We start from the raw sequence: 22199 nt of genomic DNA on the forward strand, positions 1-22199 counted from the left end.
CCAGTTGCAGCCCCTGGAATCCCGCCGATTGCAATCACGATGCCGCCAGCGGGAGCGGCTTCCAGCGTCGACATCCGCTGGCGGCCTGATCGGCAATCCGCCGGTCGGGTTCCCGGTAGTGCCGGCCGCTGGCCGGCAACCTCATGATCCCGTGGATGCCGGCCAGCGGCCGGCACTACCACGAATCAGCCTTACCCCAGATCGCCCAAGCGCGCCTGCAACGCCGCGATCGCGGCCAGTCCGGCCGTTTCCGTGCGCAGGATCCGCGGCCCCAGTTGCAGCCCCTGGAATCCCGCCGCGGCCAGTTGATCGCGGTCGCGTGGCGACCAGCCGCCTTCCGGGCCGATTGCAATCACGATGCCGCCAGCGGGAGCGGCTTCCAGCGTCGACAGGCGATGTGCTCCCTGCGGATCCAGGGTCAGCCGCAGCGAATCGGCTGGCAGCGCCGCCGCAGCCTGCGCCAGCGACAGCGGCGATCCTACCGGCGGAATGCGCGCGCGCCCGGACTGGCCGCAGGCCGAGGTCACCACGTTGTTCCAGTGCGCCACGCGCTTCTCCGCCCGTGCCGCGTCCAGCTTCACCTCGGTGCGCTCGGCGTTGACCGGAATGATCGCGACCACGCCCAGCTCGGTGGCCTTCTGCAGGATCAGGTCCATCTTCTCGCCACGGGCGATGCCCTGCAGCAGGGTGATCGCCAGCGGGGATTCGTTGTCGATGGCCTGCACGGCGTCGATGCGGACCTGCACCTCGCGCTTGCCGGCCACGGTCAGCGTCGCGCTGTAGTCGTGGCCATCGCCGTTGAACAGCACGCAGGTATCGCCTTCGCGCAGGCGCATCACCCGCACCAGGTGGTTGGCGGTGTCTTCCGGCAGGGTCACGGTCTGGCCGCTGTGCAGCGCCAGGTCGATGGGGCAGCGGGTCACGCGCATGCAATCGCCTCGTCGATGGCCGCCAGCGTGGTGTGCGCCAGCAGCTCCAGTTGTTCGTCGTCCACGCAGTAGGGTGGCATCCAGTACAGCACGTCGCCCAGCGGGCGCAGCACCACGCCGCGCTTGAGGGCGGCCTTGTAGGCCTGCAGGCCCAGCCGCAGGCCCGGGTCGAACGGCGTGCGCTTGTTGCCGTCGCGCGACAGCTCGAACGCCACCACCATGCCGGCCTGGCGCACGTCGGCCACGTGCGGGTGGTCGGCAAACGGTGCCGCCAGCGTGCCCATCACCGAGGCGATGCCCCGGTTGCGCGCGATCACATCGTCGTCGCGGAAGATGTCCAGCGTCGCCAGCGCCGCGGCGCAGGCCAGCGGGTTGCCGGTGTAACTGTGCGAATGCAGGAAGGCGCGCTCGCGCGAGTCGTCGAGGAAGGCGTCATACAGCGCCTGCGTCGCCAGTACGGCGGCCAGTGGCAGGAAGCCGCCGGTCAGGCCCTTGGACAGGCACATCAGGTCCGGCATCACCCCGGCCTGCTCGCAGGCGAACAGGGTGCCGGTGCGGCCGAAGCCGGTGGCGATCTCGTCGGCGATCATGAACGCGCCATGGGCATCGCACAGTTCGCGCACGCGCTGCAGGTAGACCGGGTCATGCATGCGCATGCCGCCGGCACACTGCAGGCGCGGTTCCAGGATCACCGCGCAGACCTCGCCCGGGTGCTGGTCGAACAGCGTGGCCAGGCCATCGGCCGCCTGCCGTGCGCGATCGGCCGCGCTCTGGCCCGGTTCGGCCAGGTAGGCATCGGGCGACGGCGCGAACAGGCCCTCGGCCAGCAGCGGCGCATAGACGCGGCGGTACAGCGGAATGTCACCCAGCGCCAGCGCGCCCAGGGTTTCGCCGTGGTAGCCGTTCTCGAGCGCGATGAAGCGCGTGCGCCGGGGCTCTCCTCGGTTCTGGAAGTACTGGAAGGCCATCTTCAGCGCCACTTCCACGCCGGCGGACCCGTTGTCGGCGTAGAACACCTTGGCCAGCGGTTCGCGGCCGGCCTGGCGTGGCGCCAGTGCCAGCAGGCGTTCGGCCAGGGTGATCGCCGGCTCGTGGCCGAAACCGGCGAGCATCACCTGTTCCAGCTGCCCGGCCTGGGCAGCGATGGCACCACCGATGCGCGGTTCGGCATGACCGAACAGATTGGTCCACCAGCTGCTGACCGCGTCCAGATAGCGGTTGCCGTCGTGGTCGATCAGCCATGCGCCTTCGCCACGGGCAATCGGTACCAGCGGCAGGGTGTCCGGATGCTCACGCATCTGCGTGCACGGGTGCCACAGCACCTGCAGGTCGCGCTGCCGCCAGTGGCGGGCCAGCGGGGAGGGGGTTGGGTCTGCTAGCATTTCGGGCTCATGAACATGTTGCTGCCTGCACATTCTATCGGCCCCGGCGCAGCCGCCGGTCGCCGCGGAGATTCCGCATGAACGATGACCGTGCCGGCCGTCGCTTGCCGATCATCCATCGGATCACCGATGAGGAGAACGGCCCCTTCCAGCGCCAGCACCTGGACCTGGAGTTCTCCAACGGCGAACGCCGCCGCTTCGAGCGCCTGGTCAGCCGTGGGCACGGTGCGGTGGTGGTGGTGCCGATGCTCGACGACGAAACCGTGCTGCTGGTACGTGAATACGCCGCTGGCATGCACCGTTACGAACTGGGGCTGGTGAAGGGCCGGATCGATGCCGGCGAGACGCCCGAGCAGGCGGCCGACCGCGAACTGAAGGAAGAGGCCGGTTATGGTGCGCGCCGGGTCGACGTGCTGCGCGCGATGACCCTGGCCCCGACCTACATGAGCCACCAGTCGTGGCTGGTGGTGGCGCGCGACCTGTACCCGGAAAAACTGGCCGGCGACGAGCCGGAGGAGCTGGAAGTGGTGCCGTGGAAGCTGGCCGAACTGGACCAGCTGATGCTGCGCGAGGACTTCTCAGAGGGACGCTCGCTGGCGGCGCTGTTCATTGCCCGCCAGTGGCTGCAGGGAACGCGATGATCAAGCTGACGACGGACCTGCGCGAGACCGCCATCGCCATCGCCCAGGAAGCCGGACAGGCCATCATGCAGGTGTATGCCGATGGCTTCGACGTGCAGATCAAGGACGACAACAGCCCGGTCACCGCAGCTGACCTGGCCGCCAATCAGGTCATTGAACTGGGCCTGCGCCAGCTGACCCCGGACCTGCCGATCCTGTCCGAGGAATCGGCGCAGGTGGGCTGGGAGCAGCGCCGCCACTGGGGCGCCTACTGGCTGGTGGACCCGCTCGACGGCACCCGCGAGTTCGTCAAGCGCAACGGTGAGTTCAGCGTCAACATTGCCTTGATCTACCAGGGCGCACCGGCATTCGGCGTGGTGCTGGCGCCGGTCACCGGCATTGTCTGGCATGCCATGCGCGGGGAACTGGCCTATCGGCGGCAGGGTCTGCACGACACCGTGCTGCGCACCCGCACGCCGGCCACTGCTCCGCTGCGCGTCGCCGCCAGCCGATCACACCGTTCGCCGGAAACCGAGGCGCTGCTGGCGCGCATGGGCCGCATCGAGACCATCGCGCAGGGCTCGTCGCTGAAATTCTGCCGGATCGCCGAAGGCGGCCTGGATGTCTATCCGCGGCTCGGCCCGACCTCTGAATGGGATACCGCCGCCGGCCAGTGCGTGCTGCACGCCGCCGGTGGCGCGGTGCTGTCGGCCGCGACCGGCAAGCCGTTCCGTTACAACCGCCGCGAAACGCTGTTGAACGGCGATTTCATTGCCCTTGGTGATACCAGCCTGCCGTGGCGCGACTGGTTGTCCGACTGAACCTGGAGGCCGCATGAGCGCGCACGACACCCCTGCCACCGGCAGCGAGGCAAGCCATCAACTGGAACGCCTGCTGGTCATCATGGCGCGCCTGCGCGACCCGCAGGGAGGTTGCCCATGGGACCTGGAGCAGGACTTCTCGACCATTGCCCCGTACACCATCGAGGAAGCCTACGAGGTGGCCGATGCGATCGACCGCGGCGACCTCGACGATCTCTGCGACGAGCTCGGCGACCTGCTGCTGCAGGTGGTGTTCCACGCACGCATGGCCGAGGAGCAGGGGGCATTTGCCTTCGCCGATGTCGCACGTGCGATCAGCGACAAGATGCAGCGCCGTCACCCGCATGTGTTTGCCGATGTCAGCGTCGACGATGCCGACGGGGTGATGCGCAACTGGGACGCGATCAAGCGCGCCGAGCGTGCCGCCAAGGGCGAGCAGGACACCTCCGCACTGGCCGGTATCTCGCGTGGCCTGCCGGAATGGCAGCGCGCCGTGAAGCTCCAGTCGCGCGCGGCCAGGGTCGGTTTCGACTGGCCGGGCCCGCTGCCTGTGCTGGACAAGGCGGCCGAGGAGCTGCAGGAGCTGCGCGAGGAATTCGAGCGCGGCGATATCGCGGGCAACAAGGCGCGCCTGCAGGAAGAACTGGGCGACCTGCTGTTCGTCTGCGCCAACCTGGCCCGGCACGCCGATATCGATCTGGGCGCCGCACTGCGCGGGGCCAACCACAAGTTCGAGCGGCGCTTCCGCGCGATGGAAGCGCAGGCCGAGGCGCAGGGGGAGGCGTTGGCGGCACTGGACCTGGATGCGCAGGAAGCGCTGTGGCAGCACGCCAAGGCAGCAGAAAAAGCGTGAAGACGCTTGGCCTGTTCCTGCTGACCGCGCTGGCCGAGATCGTCGGCTGTTACCTGCCATGGTTGTGGCTGCGCAAGGGAGGCAGCGTCTGGTTGCTGCTGCCGGCCGCGGCCAGCCTGGCCCTGTTCGCCTGGCTGCTGACTCTGCACCCGACTGCCAGTGGACGGGTCTATGCCGCCTACGGTGGCGTGTACATCGGCACCGCGCTGTTCTGGTTGTGGCTGGTCGACGGCATCCGCCCCAGCCGCTGGGACCTGTTCGGTGCAGCCCTGTGCCTGGCCGGCATGGCGGTGATCATGTTCGGTCCGCGCACGCCCCCGGTGTAGCGTCGAGCCAGGCTCGACCGCGCCCACCCTTTTGTAGAGCCGAGCCATGCTCGGCTGCTTCTCCGGGGAGCAGTCGAGCAAGCTTGGCGCTACAAGGGCCAAGGCAGCCGAGCATGGCTCGGCTCTACAACGGCCGCCGGGCCATGCCCCGCAAGCGCGCAGCGCTGCATCCCGGTAAGGCGCATGATGGCAGTGACCACGGCCCCCGGAGCACGCGCATGTCCCGCTTCGCCAGCTTCCGCGAGTTCTATCCGTTCTATCTCAGCGAGCACCGCCACCCGGTCTCGCGGCGCCTGCATTTCATCGGCAGCTGCGGGGTGCTGCTGCTGGCTGCGGCCGCCGTGTTGCGCGGCCAGCCGACGCTCCTGCTGGCCGCGCTGTTCTGCGGTTATGGATTCGCCTGGGTCGGCCACGTCTTCTTCGAGAAGAATCGCCCGGCCACCTTCCGGCATCCGCTGTATTCATTCATGGGTGACTGGGTGATGTTCGTCGACATCCTGCGTGGGCGGGTGCACCTGTAACAGGCGGTTGCGGGGAGCGCAGCCATTGCCTTGCCCGAAAGGGAAAGGGCAAGGCGGGCCGCGCTTCCGCTTCCACGAACCGCTGCGCTGCGGCACGCCTGCGGGCGACCGATCTGGGATAATGGGAATTCCTGTTTCCTCTGCTGCCGGACCGGTCATGACCCAGAAGACGCTGCTCAACGATACCCACCGCGCCCTTGGCGCCAAGATGGTCGATTTCGGGGGTTGGGACATGCCCATCCACTACGGCTCGCAGCTGGACGAACACCACCTGGTGCGTCGCGAAGCCGGCGTGTTCGACGTCAGTCACATGACCGTGGTCGACCTGCGCGGTGACCAGGTCAAGCCGTTCCTGCGCCGCCTGCTGGCCAATTCGATCGACAAACTGAAGGTGACCGGCAAGGCCCTGTACTCGTGCATGCTGAATCCGCGCGGCGGCGTCATCGACGACCTGATCGTCTACTACCTGGGCGACGATTTCTTCCGCATGGTGGTCAATGCCTCCACCCGCGAAAAGGACCTGGCCTGGCTGCGTGAGCAGGCGGCACCGTTCGGTGTTTCCGTCGAGCAGCGCCCGGACCTGGCCATCCTCGCCGTGCAGGGCCCGCAGGCGCGCGACATCGTGATCGGCCTGGCCCGCGAAGCCGACCGTGCAGCACTGACCAAGCTGGGCCGCTTCGCCGCCCTGCAGGCGCAGTCCGACGACGGCGTCGAGTTGTTTGTCGCCCGCACCGGCTACACCGGTGAAGACGGTTTCGAGATCCTGCTGCCGCAGGATGCCGTGGTCGCCTTCTGGAACCGCCTGCTGGCGGCAGGCGTGAAGCCGGCCGGCCTCGGTGCGCGCGACACCCTGCGCCTGGAGGCCGGCATGAACCTGTACGGCCAGGACATGGACGAAGAGATCAGCCCGTATGAAGCGGCACTGGCCTGGACCGTGTCGCTGGACGAAGGCCGCGACTTCATCGGCCGCGACGTGCTGGAGGCGCAGAAGGCCGCCGGCACCGCGCGCCAGATGATCGGCCTGGTGATGGACGAGAAGGGCGTGCTGCGCCACGGCCAGGCGGTGACCACCGCTGGCGGCCAGGGCGAGATCCTGTCCGGCACCTTCTCGCCGACCCTGGCCAAGGGCATCGCCTTCGCCCGCGTGCCGGCCGGTGAACTCGGCGAGGTCACCGTCGACATCCGCGGCCGGCAGGTGCCGGTGCGCGTGGTCAAGTTCCCGTTCGTGCGCGAAGGCCAGGCCCAGCCCGGCGTGCTCGCCGACGCCTGATCCGAACGTGCCGGTCGTCACTGACAGCAGTGGCGGCCGGTTGGTTACACTAGCCCCGTTTTTTCCACCCCTGCATATCTCTGGAGCAGTCCCATGAGCGAGATCCCCGGCGACCTCAAGTTCCTCAAGTCCCATGAGTGGGCCCGTGTCGAAGGCAATGGCCGCGTCACCGTCGGTATTTCCGACCACGCCCAGGGCCTGCTGGGTGACCTGGTCTACGTCGAACTGCCGGAAGTCGGCGCCGACGCCAAGGCCGGCGAACAGATCGCCGTCGTCGAGTCGGTGAAGGCCGCCTCGGACGTCTACAGCCCGATCAGCGGCAAGGTCGTCGAGGTCAACTCGGCCCTGTCCGACAAGCCGGAAACCATCAACGAAGATGCCTACGGCGAAGGCTGGATGTTCGTGATCGAACTGACCAACGCCGAAGAGGTCAACGAGCTGCTGGACCCGGACGCGTACGCCGAAGCCCTGGAGAACGACGACCACTGAGTCGTCGTTTCCGGATTCTGGAACGGCCACCTTCGGGTGGCCGTTTTTGTTTTGGCGACCGCGTCGGACTCATGACGCGGGGTTCGCTGTGCACCCTCGGCGTGGCATCAGCCGACAGGCGAACGGTGCCGATGGGCGTGCGCAGTTTTGCGCAAATCCGCGTTTCAGCCCCGCGCCGAAGCGTTCGAATGTGAAAACTTTTCGCCCCCCGTTGCGGCGCCGTTGTGCTGGCGTTGGCGGCGGTGCCGGTGACCACCGACGATGCGCGTACGCCGTTGTGCCTTGCCTGCGCCTGTCTACGCGGAGTGCTTATTTCAAGTGTTTTTTGATCAACGCCTGCATTGGCATCGATGCAGGCAACGTGCGTGCGCGCCGCTTCCACCGTCGTTGCAGGCCGTGCAGAGTGGTGGCGCCGGCGGCGCCCGGGAAGGCGCGGATGTGAAAATTTTTCGCGGGGGTTGTTGACAGTAAAAAAAACCGTGATTAGGTTTCGCCTCAGCAGACCTTGCCTGCCCAACCGAGTGCGCAGAATCAATCGTCCGATGCGAAGCAGCCCCTTCAAGACCACCGCGACCCTGATGACGGTGGACATGGCCCCGCTTCCCCCGGAGAAATGCAAGGCAACTCCCGTTCCGATGCCCGCTCCGCCGATCGAGGCGGGCATTGCCGCATCCGTAACGGCGCGCCTGACGCGCCGGCGGTCCCCGCACGCAGCATCCGCGGGTTTGATCCAACTGGGCGTTTCAACTCCCTATCACTGACGAGGAGCCATCCCATGGCAACCAAGAAAGCTGCGAAGAAGAAGCCCGCCGCCAAGAAAGCGGTGAAGAAGGTCGCGAAGAAGGCCGCTGCCAAGAAGGCAGTGAAGAAGGTCGCGAAGAAGGCAACCGCCAAGAAGGCAGTGAAGAAGGCTGCGAAGAAGGTCGCCAAGAAGACCACTGCGAAGAAGGCAGTGAAGAAGGCGGCGAAGAAGGTAGCCAAGAAGTCCGCTGCCAAGAAGGCCACCAAGAAGGTTGCCAAGAAGGCCACCAAGAAGACTGCCAAGAAGGCCGCGGCGCGCAAGCCGGCCAAGAAGGTCGCGAAGAAGGCCACTGCCAAGAAGGCCGTCAAGAAGACCGCCAAGAAGGCAGTGAAGAAGACCGCGAAGAAGGCCACCAAGAAGGCTGCCCCGAAGAAGGCAGCGAAGAAGGTTGCCAAGCGCAAGCCGGCCGCCCGCAAGAAGAAGGCCGCTCCGGTCGCTCTGCCGGCAACCCCGGCGCCGCTGATCTAAGTACTTCCCGATAGCCGCATCCTGAAACCCCCTTCCCTGGCTGCCCAGCGGGGAGGGGGTTTTTTTATGGGCCACTTGTAGCGTCGAGTCGAGCCAGGCTCGACCGCTTTGCTGACGGTCGGCGCTAGCCGTGCGGCGCCGCTGGAAAGCGCTCCATCAGGAAGTCGAGGAAGCTGCGCAGGCGGGTGGAGTGGTAACGGTCGTGCGCATAGACCACGTGCATCGGCCGACCGGCCTGACCGTATTCCGGGAACAGCTGCACCAGACGCCCCGCCTCGACATCGGCGGCCAGCAGCAGCGTCGATTGCAGGACGATGCCAAGGCCGTGCAGCGCCGCCGAACGCAGCGCTTCGCCATTGTTGATCTGCAGTCGGCCGTCGGGCACGTGGTCGAGCTCGCCAGCGTCGTCCTGCAGCCACTGCGCAAGCGCACTCGGTTCGAACGACAGGCATTGATGGCCGGCAAGTGCGTGCACGCTGCGTGGCGTGCCATGCCTGGCCAGATACGCCGGCGAGGCGCACATCATCAAGCGATAGGGGGCCAGTGCTCGTGCCACCAGCACGCTGCTGTCGGCCAGCGTGCCGATGCGCAGTGCCGCCTCGAAGCCCTCTTCGGCCAGGTCGACCACACGATCGGTCAGCGTGGCTTCGACCCGGACATCCGGATGACGGGCCATGTACTCGGCCAGCGCCGGTACCAGCGCGTGTGTACCGAAGATCACCGGTGCGCTGATGCGCAGCGTGCCCGCCGGTGAGAGCTGCTGGTGCTGCGCCTGCGCGTCGGTTTCCTCCACCAGGCGCAGGATCTCCTTGCAGCGCGCGTAGTAGTCCTCGCCGAACGGTGTCATGTGCTGGCGCCGGGTGGTACGGCTCAACAGCTGCATGCCCAGCCGGGCTTCCAATGCGCGCAGGTGCTTGCCGGCCATCGTTGCCGAGATATCCATCGCCGCGGCTGCCGCACTGAGGCTGCCCTTGTCCACGATCAGCACGTAGACCTGCATGCTCTCCAGCAGGTTCATCTGACACCCCGGGTGTTGAATGCTGAAACCTGCGTGGAGTTTATCAATCAGGGGTGATCAAACAGCATGTCGTGCACGGACCGGATTCGCCGGCCACGCTGACAGGAGAACACCATGGACTTGAATCTTGCTGGTCGTACCGCGTTGGTGACGGGCGCGGCCAGCGGCATCGGTGCCGCCGTCGCCAGGCAGCTGGCGGCCCAGGGCGTGCGCATTGCCATCACGTCGCGGCAGCGGGCACCGTTGCAGGCGCTGGCGGCGCGGATCGAAGCCGAAGGCAGCGCCGCACCGGTCATCGTGGCCGGCGATGTCACGGTTGCCGGCGACCTCCGGTACATCGCGGACGCATCCCGTGAGGCATTGCAGCGTGTCGACATCCTGGTCAATGCCGCAGGCGGTTCCCGGCCGACCACGGTCGATGCCGATGACGATATCTGGGAGGAAGCGATCGCCCTGAACTTCTCCGCCGCACGACGGCTGACCCAGGCGCTGTTGCCCGGCATGCAGGCGCAGGCATGGGGACGGGTGATCAACTTCAGCGGTTCGATGGAACCGCGCGCGGTGAACGCGGCCACCGCGGCGAAGGCGGCATTGCACCTGTGGAGCAAGGGCCTTTCGTCGGAGGTGGCGGGGCAGGGCATCACGGTGAACGCGATTGCACCGGGGCGCATCAACAGCGCGCAGATCCTGGACCGCCTGCACCCCACCGAGGAAAGCAGACGCGCGTTCATTGCCCGCAACATCCCGATCGGACGCTTTGGTGAACCGGAGGAAGTGGCGCCGCTGGTGGCGTTCCTGGCCTCGCCGCTGGCGGGTTACATCACCGGTGCGGTGATTCCAGTGGACGGCGGCATGCACTACTTCGCGCACTAGCGCTGCGGAACTGCAGAGCCGAGCATGGGCTCGACGCTGCAACGGCCAACAAAAAGGGCGACCGATGGGCCGCCCTTCGCACACACGGTCGAGCCCGCCTGGTCAGCGCGGCGAAGCCACCGCGCGGTTGCCCGAGGCGCCCTTGCCCTTGCGCTTGTCCTGCTGCGCCGGGCTTGCGCCCTCGGCCATCAGGTTGTCGCTGCCGAAGTCGGTGTCCACGTCCAGCCAGCGCTGCGCCGGCAGGCCGAGCGCCGAGTCGAGCACGGTCGGCAGCAGGCCGCTGGGCAGGCCGCTTTCGCCATTCCAGAGGATGGCGATGCCGAGGTCGCGTTCCGGCACCAGCGCGACCAGGCCGCGATAGCCCTGCACGGCACCTGCATGGAACACCACGTCGTGGCCGGCGTAGTCGAAGGTACGCCAACCCAATGCGTAGCCCGCCGAGTGCAGGCGCTCACGGCGCCAGCCTGAACGCATCTCGCCCGGCGTGTTGATCAGGCTCGAATGCAGGGTGGCCAGCAGCGGTGCCGGCAGCACGTCGGGGCGATGGCCGGTGTGGGCCAGCAGCCACTGCGCCATGTCGCTGGCGCTGGCGTTGACGCCAGCCGCCGGAGCGACGCGGTAATAGGTGGGCTTGGGCGTCAGCGAGACCCAGCCGTTGCGGCTGCGCACGTGCGGACGCGCCCAGCGCGAGCTGGCCTGGATGCCGGCCAGGCCGAGGCTGGCATCATTCATGCCCAGCGGCTTGAAGATGCGGCGCTCGACCGACTGCTCGTAGAAGCTGCCCGAGGCCGCATAGACCACGTCGCCGATCAGGCTGAAGGCCACGTTCTGGTAGGCGTAGCACTCGCCCGGCAGGCATTTCAGGCTGGTGTTGGCCAGCTTCTGGGTCAGCGCGTAGTACTCGGCGTTGCCTTCGATGTCGCGGTCGTAGGCGTTGTACGGCAGGCCGACGCGATGGCTGAGCACGTCGGCCACGGTCAGGCGGTCGGTGGCTTCGGGCGAATTGAGGCGGAAGCCCGGCACGTAGTCGGTGACCTTGCTGTCCCAGCGCAGCGTGCCGTCGTTGACCAGCAGGCCGGCCATGGTGCCGGCGAAGGCCTTGGACAGCGAGGCCAGGCGGAACACGGTGTGCGCATCGACCGGCAGCGGGTTGTTGACGTCGGTGACGCCATAGCCACGCGCGCTGAGAATGCGGCCGCCCTGCACGATCGCCACCGCCATGCCTGGCACGCGCTCGCCATAGGTCAGCTGCTGCGCCATCGATTCGATGTTGGCGACGTTGAAGCCAGCCGCCGGCGCCTGGACGCGCGGCACCAGACCGGTGCGGTAGGCCGCAGGCTGGGTGTGGGCGACGGTGGCAGCCGTCGCGGATTCGATGTTGGTCGGCATCGGCGGCAACGCCGGCGGTGTCTGCGCGGTGGTGGACAAGGCAACGGGCATCAACATGCCCAGCAAACCGGTGGCCGCCGAACGGATCGGACGACGCAGGCTGTTCTTTTTCATCGGTTGGACCCGTGCGCGACTGCTGATGGCGATTCTAGCGCCGCTTTTCCCCTGTGCACAAACAGAGCGAAGATGAATGCGCATCTTGTTGAAAAAGTTGGAATTTTGACGCCCCGAAAGTGTGTATCGGAACGTGTCGTCCAGGCCGGTCGTCGCGTCCGTCCGCAGGCGCGAGGGCGCGTCACGCTGGCGATGTTGCAGTGCATTGGCTAACGTACGCGCTTCACCGCCCCGGAGCCTGCCATGCTGCTGTCCAACCGCCGTCTGTGGGCGAGGGGCGCTGCATGAGCGCTGCATCGGGCAAGGGGCCGCTGCAGGGCCTGGCGGCGGCGCTGCGCGAGTCGCCGGCGCTGTGGTGGTCGTTCCTGTACTTCTTCTGCCTGCTCAGCGGCTACTACGTGCTGCGCCCGGTGCGTGAGGCCATGGCCGCCTCGGCGGACCTGGAAACGGTGTTCCCGCCCGTGCTGATCACCTGGTTCGCCAGCCATGGCATCGCGTTGAAGGACTTCGTCCTGCAGTTCCTGTTCTCCTGCGTGTTCGTGATCATGCTGGTGCTGCAGCCGGTGTACGGCTGGCTGGTCAGCCGCTTCCCGCGCCGTGTGTTCCTTCCCGTGGTGTACGGCTTCTTCATCGTCACCCTGCTGGGGTTCTACGCACTGTTCGACAGTCACGTGCCAGGGCGGGGCATGGCCTTCTTCCTCTGGGTGATGGTCTTCAACCTGTTCGCGGTGGCGGTGTTCTGGAGCTTCATGGCCGACGTGTTCTCCAACGCACAGGCGCGTGCCTACTACGGCTACATCGGTGCGGCCGGCACCGTTGGCGCGTTCCTCGGCCCGTTGATCACCAGCGCGCTGGCCCAGCGCGTGGGCATCGCCAACCTGATGCTGGTCTCGGCAGCATTCCTGGTCGTGTGCCTGTTGTGCATCTGGCGGCTGCGGCATTGGGCGGTGCTGCGCGAACGCGAGCAGCAACTGGTGTCCGGCGAGCAACCGATGGGCGGCAGCGTGCTGGACGGCCTGAAACTGATCGTGCGCGAGCCGCTGCTGCGCTGGCTGGCGGTGATGGTGGTGTTCGGCGTGGGCGTCGGCACGCTGCTGTACAACCAGCAGGCCAGCATCGTGCGCGCGGCGTTTACCGACCCGGCGGACAGTACCGCGTTCTTCTCGCGCATCGACCTGGCGGTGAACGCGCTGGCGCTGCTGATGCAGGTGGGCCTGACCCGCTGGCTGCTGTCGCGCCACGGCATCGCGCCGGCGCTGCTGATTCCCGGTTTCGCGATCCTGATCGGCTTCTCGGTGCTGGCAGCCTCGCCGATGCCGTTGATGGTCGCGGTGGTGCAGGTGATGACCCGCGCCAGCGAATTCGCACTGGCCAAGCCGGCGCGCGAGACCATCTACACGCGCGTGGACCGGCAGTGGCGCTACAAGGCCGGCGCGGCGATCGACACCGTGGTGTACCGCGGCGCGGACCTGGGGTTCACCTGGATCCACAAGGCACTGACCCTGTTCGGTTCGCACGTGGTGTTCATCGGCGGCGTACTGGTGGCCGGCTTCATGACCCTGGCTGCGTTCGGCGTGCTGCGCGAAGAAAAGAAGCTGCCGCGCGACCGTTGATTTGCCGGGGTCAGGGCCCTTTCCCGCGGGGAAAGGGCGCTGACCCCATTCTCCTTCCCTGTCCAAGGAACCGCACATGTACTGGATCGCACTCGCCCTGACCTTGCTGGTCGCACTGCTGCACGTCTATTTCCTGGTGCTGGAGATGTTCCTGTGGACCCGCCCGCTGGGCCTGAAGACCTTCCGCAACACGCCGGAGAAGGCCGGGGCCACGCGCGTGCTGGCGGCCAACCAGGGCCTGTACAACGGCTTCCTGGCGGCAGGCATCGTGGTGGGGCTGGTGATCGATCAGCCGGTGCTGGTGACGTTCTCGCTGGCCTGCGTGGTGGTGGCGGGGTGCTACGGCGCGTACAGCGTGAGCCGCCGTATTTTCATGATCCAGGCGGTGCCGGCGATCCTGGCGTTGGTGTTTCGCGCGCTGGCGTAGTTTCCAGCCAACGGCGCAGCCCCTCGTGGGTTGGTCGCGTGGAGCGGGTCATGTGTTGGGTGTGGCGGGTGGGCCGTGCAGGGGACGCTGCAAGTACGTCCATGTAAGCTCGATGGCGCCATCCATGGCGCCAACGCCCCTGAACGGCCCACCCGCCACACCCCTGACAGTTTCAGGGCGCGGCCAGCCCACGGAGAAGAAAAAGAAGTTCAAGAGCAACAGCAACAGCAACAGCAAAAAGCGGCCGGTGGGCCGCTTTTGCTTTTGCTTCTGCCCTTCTTTTTTCTCTTGCGTGGGTGGACGCCGCAGAGATGCGTCCGAGGCTGGGGGCGGTGGGTTCGCGGGGATGTCCGCGGCATGGATGCCGCGGCCAAGTCCCCAGGGATGGGTTCACGGCGTCCCCCGCGAACCCACCGTCCCCAGCCTAACCAGGGCTTTCCGCGATCAACCGTCCACCCACGAGGGGCTGCGCCGTTCGCGGGAACCTACTTCGCCGGCGACAACCACATGTCGATCACCGCGCTGAACACCTCCGTGCCCGCACGGTCGCGCACGCTCACCGTCACCGGCAGGGCATAGCCCTCGGCCGCGACGACAATCGGCTGTGCCGGCAACGCCACCGCCTGCAGCGTGCCACGTGCCTTGGCCAGGTACTGCACCTGCATCCCCTTCGGGATCCAGCGCATGCCCTCCGGCAGCGATGCATCGACCATCAACCCGGCGGTCAGTTCGGCCAGGTTGCACATCGCGATCGCGTGCACCGTGCCGATGTGGTTGCGCACCCTGCGGCGGTCGGCCAGCGTGCCTTCGCAGCGGCCGTGTTCCAGGCGGGTGATGCGTGGCGCGATGCTGGCGAAGTAGGGCGCCTTGAAGCACACCGCGCGCGAGAACAGCCAGGTGCCGGCGGGCCAGCGCTGCAGCCGGTGGTAAAGCGAGAGCAGGGGCGTGGACATGGTGGGTATTCCGGTCGGCGGATAAAGCGACGGCGGGCCGAGGCCCGCCGTCGAAGCAACGCGTGTCGCGGGCGATCAGGCTGCCTGCGAATGCGGGTCCTTGTGCTGGCGGTCGTAGTAGCTGGCCGCGCGCAGTTCGTGGGTGTCGAAGTCGTCCACGCTGATGGTGTCCAGGGTCAGCGTGCGCAGCTCTTCCAGCAGGCTGCGCTCATCCTGGGTGATCACGCCCTCGGCCACGGCTTCGTCCAGCTGCGCCTTGAAGTCCAGCGCCTCGATGCCCTTGCTCTTCAGCGCCTTCAGGAACTTGCGCTCCACCGGCTCGGCCATGATCGCCTTGCTCAGGTAGCTGTTGATACGGCCGCCCGGGTTGTTCTCGCACGGGGTCAGGAACACGCCACTGGCCAGACGGTCGCGGGCTTCATTCGGCGCCATCAGCAGGGCGGCGACACGACGGCTCAGGCGATCGCCCGGAGCCTCGGCACGACGGCCCAGCGGGAAGATCAGTGCCCACATCAGCCAGCCGATCGGACGGATCGGGAAGTTGCGCAGTGCGGCCGACAGCGACTCTTCGATCTTGTGCACGCTGTCATGGAAGGCCCAGGCCAGCAGCGGCTGGTCGGCCTGCGGTGCGCCTTCGTCGTGGTAGCGCTTGAGCATGGCGCTGGTCATGTAGACGTGGCTCAGCACATCGCCCAGGCGGCCGGACAGCGATTCCTTGAACTTCAGCTTGCCGCCGAGGGTCATCATCGAGATGTCGGCCATCAGCGCCAGGTTGGCCGAGTAGCGGTCCAGCTTGCGGAAGTAGCGGCGGGTATAGGCGTCGCCCGGGGCGGCACCGAAGCGCGCGCCGGTCAGGCCGAACCAGAACGAACGCACGGCATTGGAGATGCCGAAGCGGATGTGGCCGAACAGGCTGCGGTCGAAATCCTGCAGGCCGGCGCGGGTATCCGGATCCTGCGCGGCCTTCATTTCCTTCAGCACCCACGGGTGGCACAGGATCGCACCCTGGCCGAAGATCAGCAGGCTGCGGGTCATGATGTTGGCGCCTTCCACGGTGATCGCGATCGGCGCGGCCTGCCAGCTGCGGCCAGCGAAGTTGCGCGGCCCCAGGATGATGCCCTTGCCGCCGATCACGTCCATCATGTCCGAGATCACTTCGCGACTCATGGTGGTGCAGTGGTACTTGGCGATCGCCGACGGCACCGACGGCACGTCGCCACGGTCAACCGCGGCGGCGGTGGCCTGCGACAGCGCACTGATCTTGTACGCCTTGCCGCCGATGCGGGCCAGCGCTTCTTCCACGCCCTCGAAGCGGCCGACCGACAGGCCGAACTGCTTGCGGATGCGCGCATAGGCGCCGGTCACCGCGGCACCGGCCTTGGCACCACCACTGGCGGTGGACGGCAGGGTGATCGAGCGGCCCACGGCCAGGCACTCGTTGAGCATGTTCCAGCCCTTGCCGGCCATCGCCGCGCCACCGATCAGCTGGGTCAGCGGAATGAACACGTCCTTGCCGCGGATCGGGCCGTTCTGGAACGTCGAGTTCAGCGGGAAGTGGCGACGGCCGATTTCAACGCCGGCGGTGTCGCGCGGCAGCAGGCCCAGGGTGATGCCGATGTCGCGGGTATCGCCGATCAGGCCATCCGGGTCGTACATGCGGAACGCCAGGCCGATCAGCGAAGCGACCGGGGCCAGGGTGATGTAGCGCTTGTCGAAGGTAAGCTTGACGCCGAGCACCTGCTCGCCGTTCCACTCGCCCTTGCAGACGATGCCGTAGTCCGGGATCGAGGTGGCGTCGGAGCCGGCGAACGGACCGGTCAGGCCGAAGCAGGGCACTTCGCGGCCATCGGCCAGGCGCGGCAGGTACTGGTCCTTCTGTTCCTGGGTGCCGTAATGCACCAGCAGTTCACCCGGGCCCAGCGAGTTGGGCACGCCGACGGTGGAGCTGACCACCGAAGACACCGACGCCAGCTTCTGGATCACCTTGTGGTGGGCCAGTGCGGAGAAGCCCAGCCCGCCATATTCCTTCGGGATGATCATGCCGAAGAACTTGTTCTTCTTGATGAAGGCCCATAGTTCCGGCGGCAGGTCCGCATGGACATGGGTGATTTCCCAGTCGTTGACCATCGCACACAGCTCTTCCACCGGGCCATCGAGGAAGGCCTGTTCCTCGGCGGTCAGCTGCGGCTTGGGATAGTTGAGCAGGATGTTCCAGTCCGGATCACCGGTGAACAGTTCGCCCTCGAAACCGACCGAACCGGTTTCCAGTGCGATGCGCTCGGTCTGCGACAGCGGCGGCAGCACCTTGCGGAACACCTTCATCATCGGGCCGGTCAGCAGCGGCTTGCGGATGAACGGCAGCAGCAGCGGCACGGCGATGACGGCCAACACGGCGGCCGCGACGATCGTGGCGGTCTGGTTGACGTAGGGAATGAACCAGCAGGCGGCCAGCAGGGCCACGCTGATCAGCGTCCAGGTAACCAGCCGCATGCGGTGGTAGGCGACGAACGCGCCTGCCAGCAGCAGGGCGAGGAAGGGAAGAACGATGCTCATGAGCGTGCTCCGGTGACGTGCTCGTTTGTGGCGGACGAAGCCGCAGCGTCCGCTGCGGGCAACACGTCCAGATAGTCCAACACAGTAGCGGTAAAGGCGTCGTTGTCATCGCCGGCGACCATATGGGTGGCCTGCGGCAGCTGCACATGGCGCGCATGCGGCGCCAACGCCAGGAACTCGGCCACGGTCTGCGGCGTGACCAGGTCGCTGCGTCCGCCGCTGACCAGCAGCAGCGGGCACTTCACCTGGCGCGCGGCCTCGGCCAGTGCGTCCTGGTGCTGTTCGCTGTCGCGGGCCAGTTCGGCCACCAGGCGCGGATCCCAGTGCCAGCGCCAGCGGCCGCGGCCGTCCTCGCGCAGCAGCGCACGCAGCGACTGCTCGGATTTGCGCGGACGGTGCGGCATGTACGCCGAGATCACGTCGGCGGCCTGGGCCAGCGAAGCGAAGCCGTCGGGATGGGCGGTCATGAAGGCGAGGATGCGCTCGACGCCGGCGGTATCCCAGCGCGGGGTGATGTCGACCAGCACCATCGCCGAGAACAGGCCGGGCCAGCGCGACTCGGCCAGCAGGCCGAACAGCCCGCCCATCGATGCGGCAACCAGTACCGGCGGGCGCGGCTGCTCGCCGGCCAGCACGATCAGGTCATCGGCGAACTGTTCGCCGTGATAGGGCAGGTTGGCGGCATTCCAGTCCGAATCGCCGTGGCCTCGGGCGTCGTAGGCCAGCGTCTGCAGGCCGGCGGCATTCAGTGCGCGGGCAGTGGCATTCCAGGCGTGGCGGGTCTGGCCGAAGCCATGCGCGAACAGCACCCGGCCGCGCCGGCCATGGTCGCTGGCGGTGGCGGCCAGGCGGGCGCCATGGGCGGCGTCCAGGCGCAGGTCATGGAACGCAGCGGGAGGTGGGGACGTAACCATACTTGCTAGTATGGATCGGTTCGGGGGGAAGTCAATACTGCACGGTATGGTGCGCTGCGGAAGTCCCCTGAATGGACCTCGCCTGGGAGGCTGCGACGGTTTCGACCGCAACCGCGTACTGCAACGAACCCCGGCGTATGGTTAAATCAGCCCATGAATCAACCTGACGCTTCCGCCGGCGAACCGCGCGCCGGCCGCAACAGCCGCCTGAGTGCCGAAGATTGGGCCCAGGCGGCCCTCGATCTGATTGCTGAACAAGGTGTCGGCGCCGTCGCGGTGGAGCCGCTGGCACGGCGGCTCGGCGTTACCAAGGGCAGTTTCTACTGGCATTTCCCTTCGCGCGATGCATTGCTGCAGGCGGCGCTGGAGCGCTGGGAACTGTTCGAACAGGAACAGGTGTTCGGCAGCCTGGAAGACGTGCCGGATCCGCGCGTGCGCCTGCGCCAGCTGTTCCAGATGGTGGCGCATGAAGTGCAGCCGCACATCATCTACAGCGAGCTGCTGAAGGCACTGGATCATCCGATGGTGCGGCCGGTGATCGACCGCGTCTCGCAGCGCCGCCTCGATTATCTGGTCGCGTCGTTCCGCCAGGCGGGCCTCAGCTCGACCGATGCGCGTCATCGGGCACGCCTTGCCTACGCCGCGTATGTCGGCTTCCTGCAGTTGTCGTTGCAGCTGCAGCAGCCCAAGCAGGCGCGCGAGGATTTCGAAGCGTACGTCGAGCATCTGATCGAGACGCTGATTCCGAACGGATGAGCACCCGGGAATGATGTTGAAGCAAGGCCGCGGCGACACCGCGGCCTTTTTTGTTGTGCCTGGCCAGCTGTTTCCATGCGACACAAAGAGCAACGGCCCCTTGCGGGGCCGTTGCTGCATCAGCTGATCAGAGTGCCGATCAGAACTTCTGCTTGTACTGCATGTACATGAAGCGACCGATGTCGTAGCCACCGTAGTAGGAGTACTGCGAGTTCGGCGCCGAGTACATCTGCGGGCCGTAATGATCGAACACGTTACGCGCGCCCACGGCGATGGTTGCATTCCACGGTGCGTTCCAGGAGACCTGGACGTCGTGGAAGGTGGTGGCGCCACGGCGGTTCATCGGCTGGTCGCGTGCCGGATCCGGCGAGCCGAAGTCAGGCAGGCTGCACTCGGTCGAGAAGTAGCACTGTTCCTTCACGCTGGAGAAGTAGCGCGTACCCCAGGTAATGCCCCAATCGCCGTATTCCCAGCCCAGCACCAGGTTCGAACGCAGGCGGAAGTTGCTGCTGAAGCCGTTGAGGATCGACACCGGCACCTGCTGCGCGTTGGTGGTCTTCAGCACGTTCTTGCTGACGTAGGTGTTCTGCAGGTTGGCGTTGAAGCTGCCCCAGCTGCTGGTTTCGAAGCGATAGGCCACATCGAAGTCGAAGCCTTCGGTTTCCTGGTAACCGGCATTACGTGGTGCGTAGGTCAGGTTGGTCACGATGCCACGGGTTGCGTCGCGGGTGAACGAGTTGCAGCGGTCGGCGATGCCGAGTACGTAGCAGTCGTTGAGCTGGGTGGTCGGATCGTCGGTGACGATGGTGTTGGTGATCTTGATGTTCCACCAGTCCAGGCTCATGTTCAGGCCCTGGGCAAAGGTCGGGCTCCACACCAGGCCGACGGTCTTGGACTTGGACTTTTCCGGAGTCAGGTTCGGGTTGGAGACGGCGTTGAACGGCACCGGGCTCTGCTCATCCTGACCTTCCGCCGGGACGTAACCCTGCTTCAGCTGGCGGAAATTCGGGGCCAGCGCGCCCAGAGCGGCGGCGCAACGCTGGGCGGTGGCCGGATCGCTGGCAGCCAGGCCGAAATCGGTATCGCACGGATCGGTGAAGTAGGCGAAGGTCTGCGAGCTGCCACCGTACAGATTATCGATGGTCGGTGCGCGGAAGCCCTCGGCATAGGTGGCACGCACCAGCAACTGGTCGATCGGCTTCCACTTGAGGCCGAACTTGTTGTTGGTGGTGTTGCCGAAGGTGTTGTACTTCGAGTAGCGCGATGCGGCGTTGAAGCTCAGTTCCTTGGCACCCGGCAGGTCGGCCAGGATCGGAACATTCAGCTCCAGATACACTTCGTTGACGTTGTAGCCACCACCGGTCGGGCCGGCCGCCAGATCGGTCGAGTAGCCCGACTGTGACAGCGCATCCGGGACGTAGGTGCCCTTGTCTTCGCGGTACTCGTAACCCAGCGCGAAGCCCAGGTCGCCGGCGGGCAGGGTGAACAGGCTGCCGGCGATGTTCGCGTAGTAGGTTTTGGTGGTGACTTCACCGGTGTTCTTGGTGGTCGGGAACAGGAACTGCTGCAGGGCAGGATTGCCGGTCAGGCCGCCGTCGCCGGTACGGCCGTACGGAATGGCCGGATTCCACGGAATGCAGCCGCCCGGGCCCGGGCCATAGATCGGGTTGGTGCCCGCGGCCAGGCCGGCGGCCGTGCCGCACTCGACGCGGCCGGTGGCCGGGTTGAGGAACGACGCGCCGGTGGCCTGGGTGACCGCCAGCATGTTGTAGTTGCCGGTCTGGGTCTGCAGGTTCTCCGAGTTCTGGTAGATGTAGCCGGCTTCCCAGTCGAAGTACTTGTCATTGAACTGGAAGCTGCCCTGCAGGGCGCCAGTGAAGCGGAAGGTGGTCAGCTTGTTGGTCGACAGGCGCGGCACTTCCCAGCCACGGCGGATGAAGCCCATGTCGGTGCCGAACGGGTTGTAGTAGCTGTCCTGCGAGAGCACGGTACCCAGCTGACGCTCATAGTCGGCCGACTGCAGCGGATAACCGGCGACCTGGGCCTGCGACTCGCGACGGGTGTACAGCAGGTCGGAGACGAAGCGGATGTTGTCGGTCAGGTCGTACTGTACGTTGGCGAACACCGAACGACGCTTGGTCGGCGTCAGCAGGTGCATCTGCTCGTTGGAGTTGCTGACGTCACCGGTGATCGGGGTGAGGTCGGTCTCGTGATAGGCGTTCGGATCGAACGGATTTCCACCACGGTTCAGCGTCAGCAACGGTGCATTCGGATCATTGACGTCATAGACCGCGCCCCACTGGCTGACCGGGGTCCAGCCGCGGTCCGGGTGGCGATCCGTGCGCTGCGACTTGCTGAACCAGCGATTCTTGGCCCAGACGGCCTTTTCTTCGGCGTATTCCGCACCGATGGTGACCGAACCACGATCACCGGTGAAGCCGGCCACGAAGTCGAAGCTGCTCTTCTGGCCGTCGCCTTCGCCGTACTGGCCGACGTAGGCGTTGGCTTCCAGGCCCTGGAAGTTCTTGCGGGTGATGATGTTGATCACGCCGGCGATCGCGTCGGAGCCGTAGATCGACGAGGCGCCGTCCTTGAGGACGTCGATGCGCTCGACGATGGCCGACGGGATCTGCGACACGTCCTGCAGGCCGCTGACGCTGGCGCCGAGGCGCTTGCCGTCGACCAGCACCAGGGTGCGTTCGGCGCCGAGGTTGCGCAGGTCGATGTAGAAGCCACCGACGGCTTCGCCGGAGGACAGCGGCTCGGAACGGCTGATGGCCGGGCTGCCAGCGGCAGAGATGTTCTGCAGGACGTCGGCAACTGTCTTGAAACCGCTCTTCTCGATCGAAGCGCGGCTGATGCTCAGAACGGGCTGGGCGGTTTCGGTATCGACCTGACGGATGCGCGAACCGGTGACCTCGATGCGGTCGAGGTTGGTGGCTTCCTGGGCGTGGGCCGTCGCGGTGGTGGCACCGGCGACAAGCGCGATCACAACTGCGTCACGCAGCTGGCTGGACTTGAGTTTCATTGGCTCTCTCTCTCCAAGAAATCTTGGCTGGGGTTAATGCCCGGCGGGGGAGCGAAAAAGCGCTCCCAAATCGCGAGGCT

General features: G+C 66.5%; 20 protein-coding genes. 12 read left to right on the plus strand and 8 right to left on the minus strand.

Translation table 11 applies throughout. The annotated features are described in order from the left end of the window. Positions 1-191: 191 nt before the first annotated feature. Together AC5P5W_RS04910 and bioA are read right to left on the minus strand one after the other, a co-directional pair. Entirely contained in the window at positions 192-929 is a 738-nt protein-coding gene (locus AC5P5W_RS04910) for a 16S rRNA (uracil(1498)-N(3))-methyltransferase (protein ID WP_197574646.1), read from the minus strand. Then, positions 920-2311 carry an adenosylmethionine--8-amino-7-oxononanoate transaminase gene (bioA, locus tag AC5P5W_RS04915; protein WP_032959099.1) on the minus strand — a complete coding sequence of 464 codons (1392 nt, stop codon included), beginning with the start codon at positions 2309-2311 and terminating at the stop codon, positions 920-922. Before bioA ends, AC5P5W_RS04910 begins: the two co-directional genes overlap by 10 nt. A gap of 77 nt (positions 2312-2388) precedes the next feature. Here bioA and nudE point away from each other — a divergent pair, with 77 nt between their 5' ends. From nudE to AC5P5W_RS04955, 8 genes are all read left to right on the plus strand, one after another. Then, on the plus strand, positions 2389-2952 hold the full coding sequence (nudE, locus tag AC5P5W_RS04920; protein ID WP_005418435.1) for an ADP compounds hydrolase NudE: 564 nt from the start codon (positions 2389-2391) through the stop codon (positions 2950-2952). Further along, positions 2949-3752, plus strand: a complete 804-nt coding sequence (gene cysQ / locus AC5P5W_RS04925) for a 3'(2'),5'-bisphosphate nucleotidase CysQ (RefSeq protein WP_014038179.1) — start codon at positions 2949-2951, stop codon at positions 3750-3752. Before nudE ends, cysQ begins: the two co-directional genes overlap by 4 nt. A 13-nt stretch (positions 3753-3765) precedes the next feature. After that, positions 3766-4605 (plus strand): nucleoside triphosphate pyrophosphohydrolase, encoded by an 840-nt coding sequence (mazG, locus tag AC5P5W_RS04930; RefSeq protein WP_014648086.1) that lies wholly within the window; start codon positions 3766-3768, stop codon positions 4603-4605. After that, positions 4602-4931, plus strand: coding sequence for a YnfA family protein (locus AC5P5W_RS04935; RefSeq protein ID WP_014648085.1), 330 nt, complete (start codon positions 4602-4604; stop codon positions 4929-4931). The genes mazG and AC5P5W_RS04935 overlap by 4 nt, the downstream gene beginning before the upstream one ends. A 218-nt stretch (positions 4932-5149) precedes the next feature. Further along, positions 5150-5452, plus strand: a complete 303-nt coding sequence (locus AC5P5W_RS04940) for an Mpo1-like protein (RefSeq protein ID WP_197574647.1) — start codon at positions 5150-5152, stop codon at positions 5450-5452. Between the two features lie 157 nt (positions 5453-5609). Continuing rightward, on the plus strand, positions 5610-6722 hold the full coding sequence (gcvT, locus tag AC5P5W_RS04945; RefSeq protein ID WP_014648083.1) for a glycine cleavage system aminomethyltransferase GcvT: 1113 nt from the start codon (positions 5610-5612) through the stop codon (positions 6720-6722). A gap of 93 nt (positions 6723-6815) precedes the next feature. Beyond that, entirely contained in the window at positions 6816-7211 is a 396-nt protein-coding gene (gene gcvH / locus AC5P5W_RS04950; protein ID WP_014648082.1) for a glycine cleavage system protein GcvH, read from the plus strand. Between the two features lie 775 nt (positions 7212-7986). Beyond that, positions 7987-8481, plus strand: a complete 495-nt coding sequence (locus AC5P5W_RS04955) for a hypothetical protein (protein ID WP_014648081.1) — start codon at positions 7987-7989, stop codon at positions 8479-8481. 124 nt (positions 8482-8605) lie between these two features. Here AC5P5W_RS04955 and AC5P5W_RS04960 read toward each other — a convergent pair whose 3' ends face one another. Further along, positions 8606-9499 (minus strand): LysR family transcriptional regulator, encoded by an 894-nt coding sequence (locus AC5P5W_RS04960; RefSeq protein ID WP_032960844.1) that lies wholly within the window; start codon positions 9497-9499, stop codon positions 8606-8608. A gap of 114 nt (positions 9500-9613) precedes the next feature. Here AC5P5W_RS04960 and AC5P5W_RS04965 point away from each other — a divergent pair, with 114 nt between their 5' ends. Continuing rightward, positions 9614-10372, plus strand: coding sequence for an SDR family NAD(P)-dependent oxidoreductase (locus AC5P5W_RS04965; RefSeq protein ID WP_197574648.1), 759 nt, complete (start codon positions 9614-9616; stop codon positions 10370-10372). A 102-nt stretch (positions 10373-10474) separates the two neighbouring features. On the opposite strand, the gene AC5P5W_RS04970 is transcribed toward AC5P5W_RS04965, so the two are convergent. After that, entirely contained in the window at positions 10475-11875 is a 1401-nt protein-coding gene (locus AC5P5W_RS04970) for a serine hydrolase domain-containing protein (RefSeq protein WP_126411272.1), read from the minus strand. Positions 11876-12159: 284 nt separating this feature from the next. Between AC5P5W_RS04970 and AC5P5W_RS04975 the strand changes: the two genes are divergently transcribed. After that, positions 12160-13488, plus strand: coding sequence for an NTP/NDP exchange transporter (locus tag AC5P5W_RS04975; RefSeq protein WP_197574649.1), 1329 nt, complete (start codon positions 12160-12162; stop codon positions 13486-13488). Between the two features lie 76 nt (positions 13489-13564). Continuing rightward, positions 13565-13915 (plus strand): DUF1304 domain-containing protein, encoded by a 351-nt coding sequence (locus AC5P5W_RS04980; protein WP_014648076.1) that lies wholly within the window; start codon positions 13565-13567, stop codon positions 13913-13915. Between the two features lie 485 nt (positions 13916-14400). Here the strand turns inward: AC5P5W_RS04980 and AC5P5W_RS04985 are convergent, their stop codons facing one another. From AC5P5W_RS04985 to AC5P5W_RS04995, 3 genes are all read right to left on the minus strand, one after another. Further along, the gene (locus AC5P5W_RS04985; protein ID WP_197574650.1) at positions 14401-14868 is read right to left on the minus strand and encodes a hotdog fold domain-containing protein; all 468 of its coding nucleotides are present in this window, start codon (positions 14866-14868) and stop codon (positions 14401-14403) included. 75 nt (positions 14869-14943) lie between these two features. Beyond that, complete coding sequence (locus AC5P5W_RS04990) at positions 14944-17421, minus strand: acyl-CoA dehydrogenase (protein WP_014648074.1); 2478 nt, start codon at positions 17419-17421, stop codon at positions 14944-14946. Further along, positions 17418-18335, minus strand: a complete 918-nt coding sequence (locus AC5P5W_RS04995; RefSeq protein WP_014648073.1) for an alpha/beta fold hydrolase — start codon at positions 18333-18335, stop codon at positions 17418-17420. The genes AC5P5W_RS04990 and AC5P5W_RS04995 overlap by 4 nt, the downstream gene beginning before the upstream one ends. 153 nt (positions 18336-18488) lie before the next feature. On the opposite strand from AC5P5W_RS04995, the gene AC5P5W_RS05000 reads away from it, so the two are divergent. Then, positions 18489-19091: a TetR/AcrR family transcriptional regulator gene (locus tag AC5P5W_RS05000; RefSeq protein WP_005418411.1), complete on the plus strand. Its 603-nt coding sequence runs from the start codon at positions 18489-18491 to the stop codon at positions 19089-19091. Between the two features lie 139 nt (positions 19092-19230). Here the strand turns inward: AC5P5W_RS05000 and AC5P5W_RS05005 are convergent, their stop codons facing one another. Beyond that, positions 19231-22119 carry a TonB-dependent receptor plug domain-containing protein gene (locus tag AC5P5W_RS05005; RefSeq protein WP_053496147.1) on the minus strand — a complete coding sequence of 963 codons (2889 nt, stop codon included), beginning with the start codon at positions 22117-22119 and terminating at the stop codon, positions 19231-19233. Positions 22120-22199 lie beyond the last annotated feature (80 nt).

The sequence above is a fragment of the Stenotrophomonas sp. YJH_SMC_123 genome, assembly GCF_059368215.1.

Coding starts and splice junctions, on each gene's coding strand:
- AC5P5W_RS04985 (WP_197574650.1), bottom strand. CDS start 14,868: ATGTCCACGCCCCTGCTCTCGCTTTACCACCGGCTGCAGCGCTGGCCC.
- AC5P5W_RS04975 (WP_197574649.1), top strand. CDS start 12,160: ATGAGCGCTGCATCGGGCAAGGGGCCGCTGCAGGGCCTGGCGGCGGCG.
- AC5P5W_RS04940 (WP_197574647.1), top strand. CDS start 5,150: ATGTCCCGCTTCGCCAGCTTCCGCGAGTTCTATCCGTTCTATCTCAGC.
- mazG (WP_014648086.1), top strand. CDS start 3,766: ATGAGCGCGCACGACACCCCTGCCACCGGCAGCGAGGCAAGCCATCAA.
- nudE (WP_005418435.1), top strand. CDS start 2,389: ATGAACGATGACCGTGCCGGCCGTCGCTTGCCGATCATCCATCGGATC.
- AC5P5W_RS04910 (WP_197574646.1), bottom strand. CDS start 929: ATGCGCGTGACCCGCTGCCCCATCGACCTGGCGCTGCACAGCGGCCAG.
- gcvT (WP_014648083.1), top strand. CDS start 5,610: ATGACCCAGAAGACGCTGCTCAACGATACCCACCGCGCCCTTGGCGCC.
- AC5P5W_RS05005 (WP_053496147.1), bottom strand. CDS start 22,119: ATGAAACTCAAGTCCAGCCAGCTGCGTGACGCAGTTGTGATCGCGCTT.
- AC5P5W_RS04980 (WP_014648076.1), top strand. CDS start 13,565: ATGTACTGGATCGCACTCGCCCTGACCTTGCTGGTCGCACTGCTGCAC.
- AC5P5W_RS04960 (WP_032960844.1), bottom strand. CDS start 9,499: ATGAACCTGCTGGAGAGCATGCAGGTCTACGTGCTGATCGTGGACAAG.
- AC5P5W_RS04990 (WP_014648074.1), bottom strand. CDS start 17,421: ATGAGCATCGTTCTTCCCTTCCTCGCCCTGCTGCTGGCAGGCGCGTTC.
- AC5P5W_RS04955 (WP_014648081.1), top strand. CDS start 7,987: ATGGCAACCAAGAAAGCTGCGAAGAAGAAGCCCGCCGCCAAGAAAGCG.
- cysQ (WP_014038179.1), top strand. CDS start 2,949: ATGATCAAGCTGACGACGGACCTGCGCGAGACCGCCATCGCCATCGCC.
- bioA (WP_032959099.1), bottom strand. CDS start 2,311: ATGCTAGCAGACCCAACCCCCTCCCCGCTGGCCCGCCACTGGCGGCAG.
- AC5P5W_RS04965 (WP_197574648.1), top strand. CDS start 9,614: ATGGACTTGAATCTTGCTGGTCGTACCGCGTTGGTGACGGGCGCGGCC.
- AC5P5W_RS05000 (WP_005418411.1), top strand. CDS start 18,489: ATGAATCAACCTGACGCTTCCGCCGGCGAACCGCGCGCCGGCCGCAAC.
- gcvH (WP_014648082.1), top strand. CDS start 6,816: ATGAGCGAGATCCCCGGCGACCTCAAGTTCCTCAAGTCCCATGAGTGG.
- AC5P5W_RS04995 (WP_014648073.1), bottom strand. CDS start 18,335: ATGGTTACGTCCCCACCTCCCGCTGCGTTCCATGACCTGCGCCTGGAC.
- AC5P5W_RS04970 (WP_126411272.1), bottom strand. CDS start 11,875: ATGAAAAAGAACAGCCTGCGTCGTCCGATCCGTTCGGCGGCCACCGGT.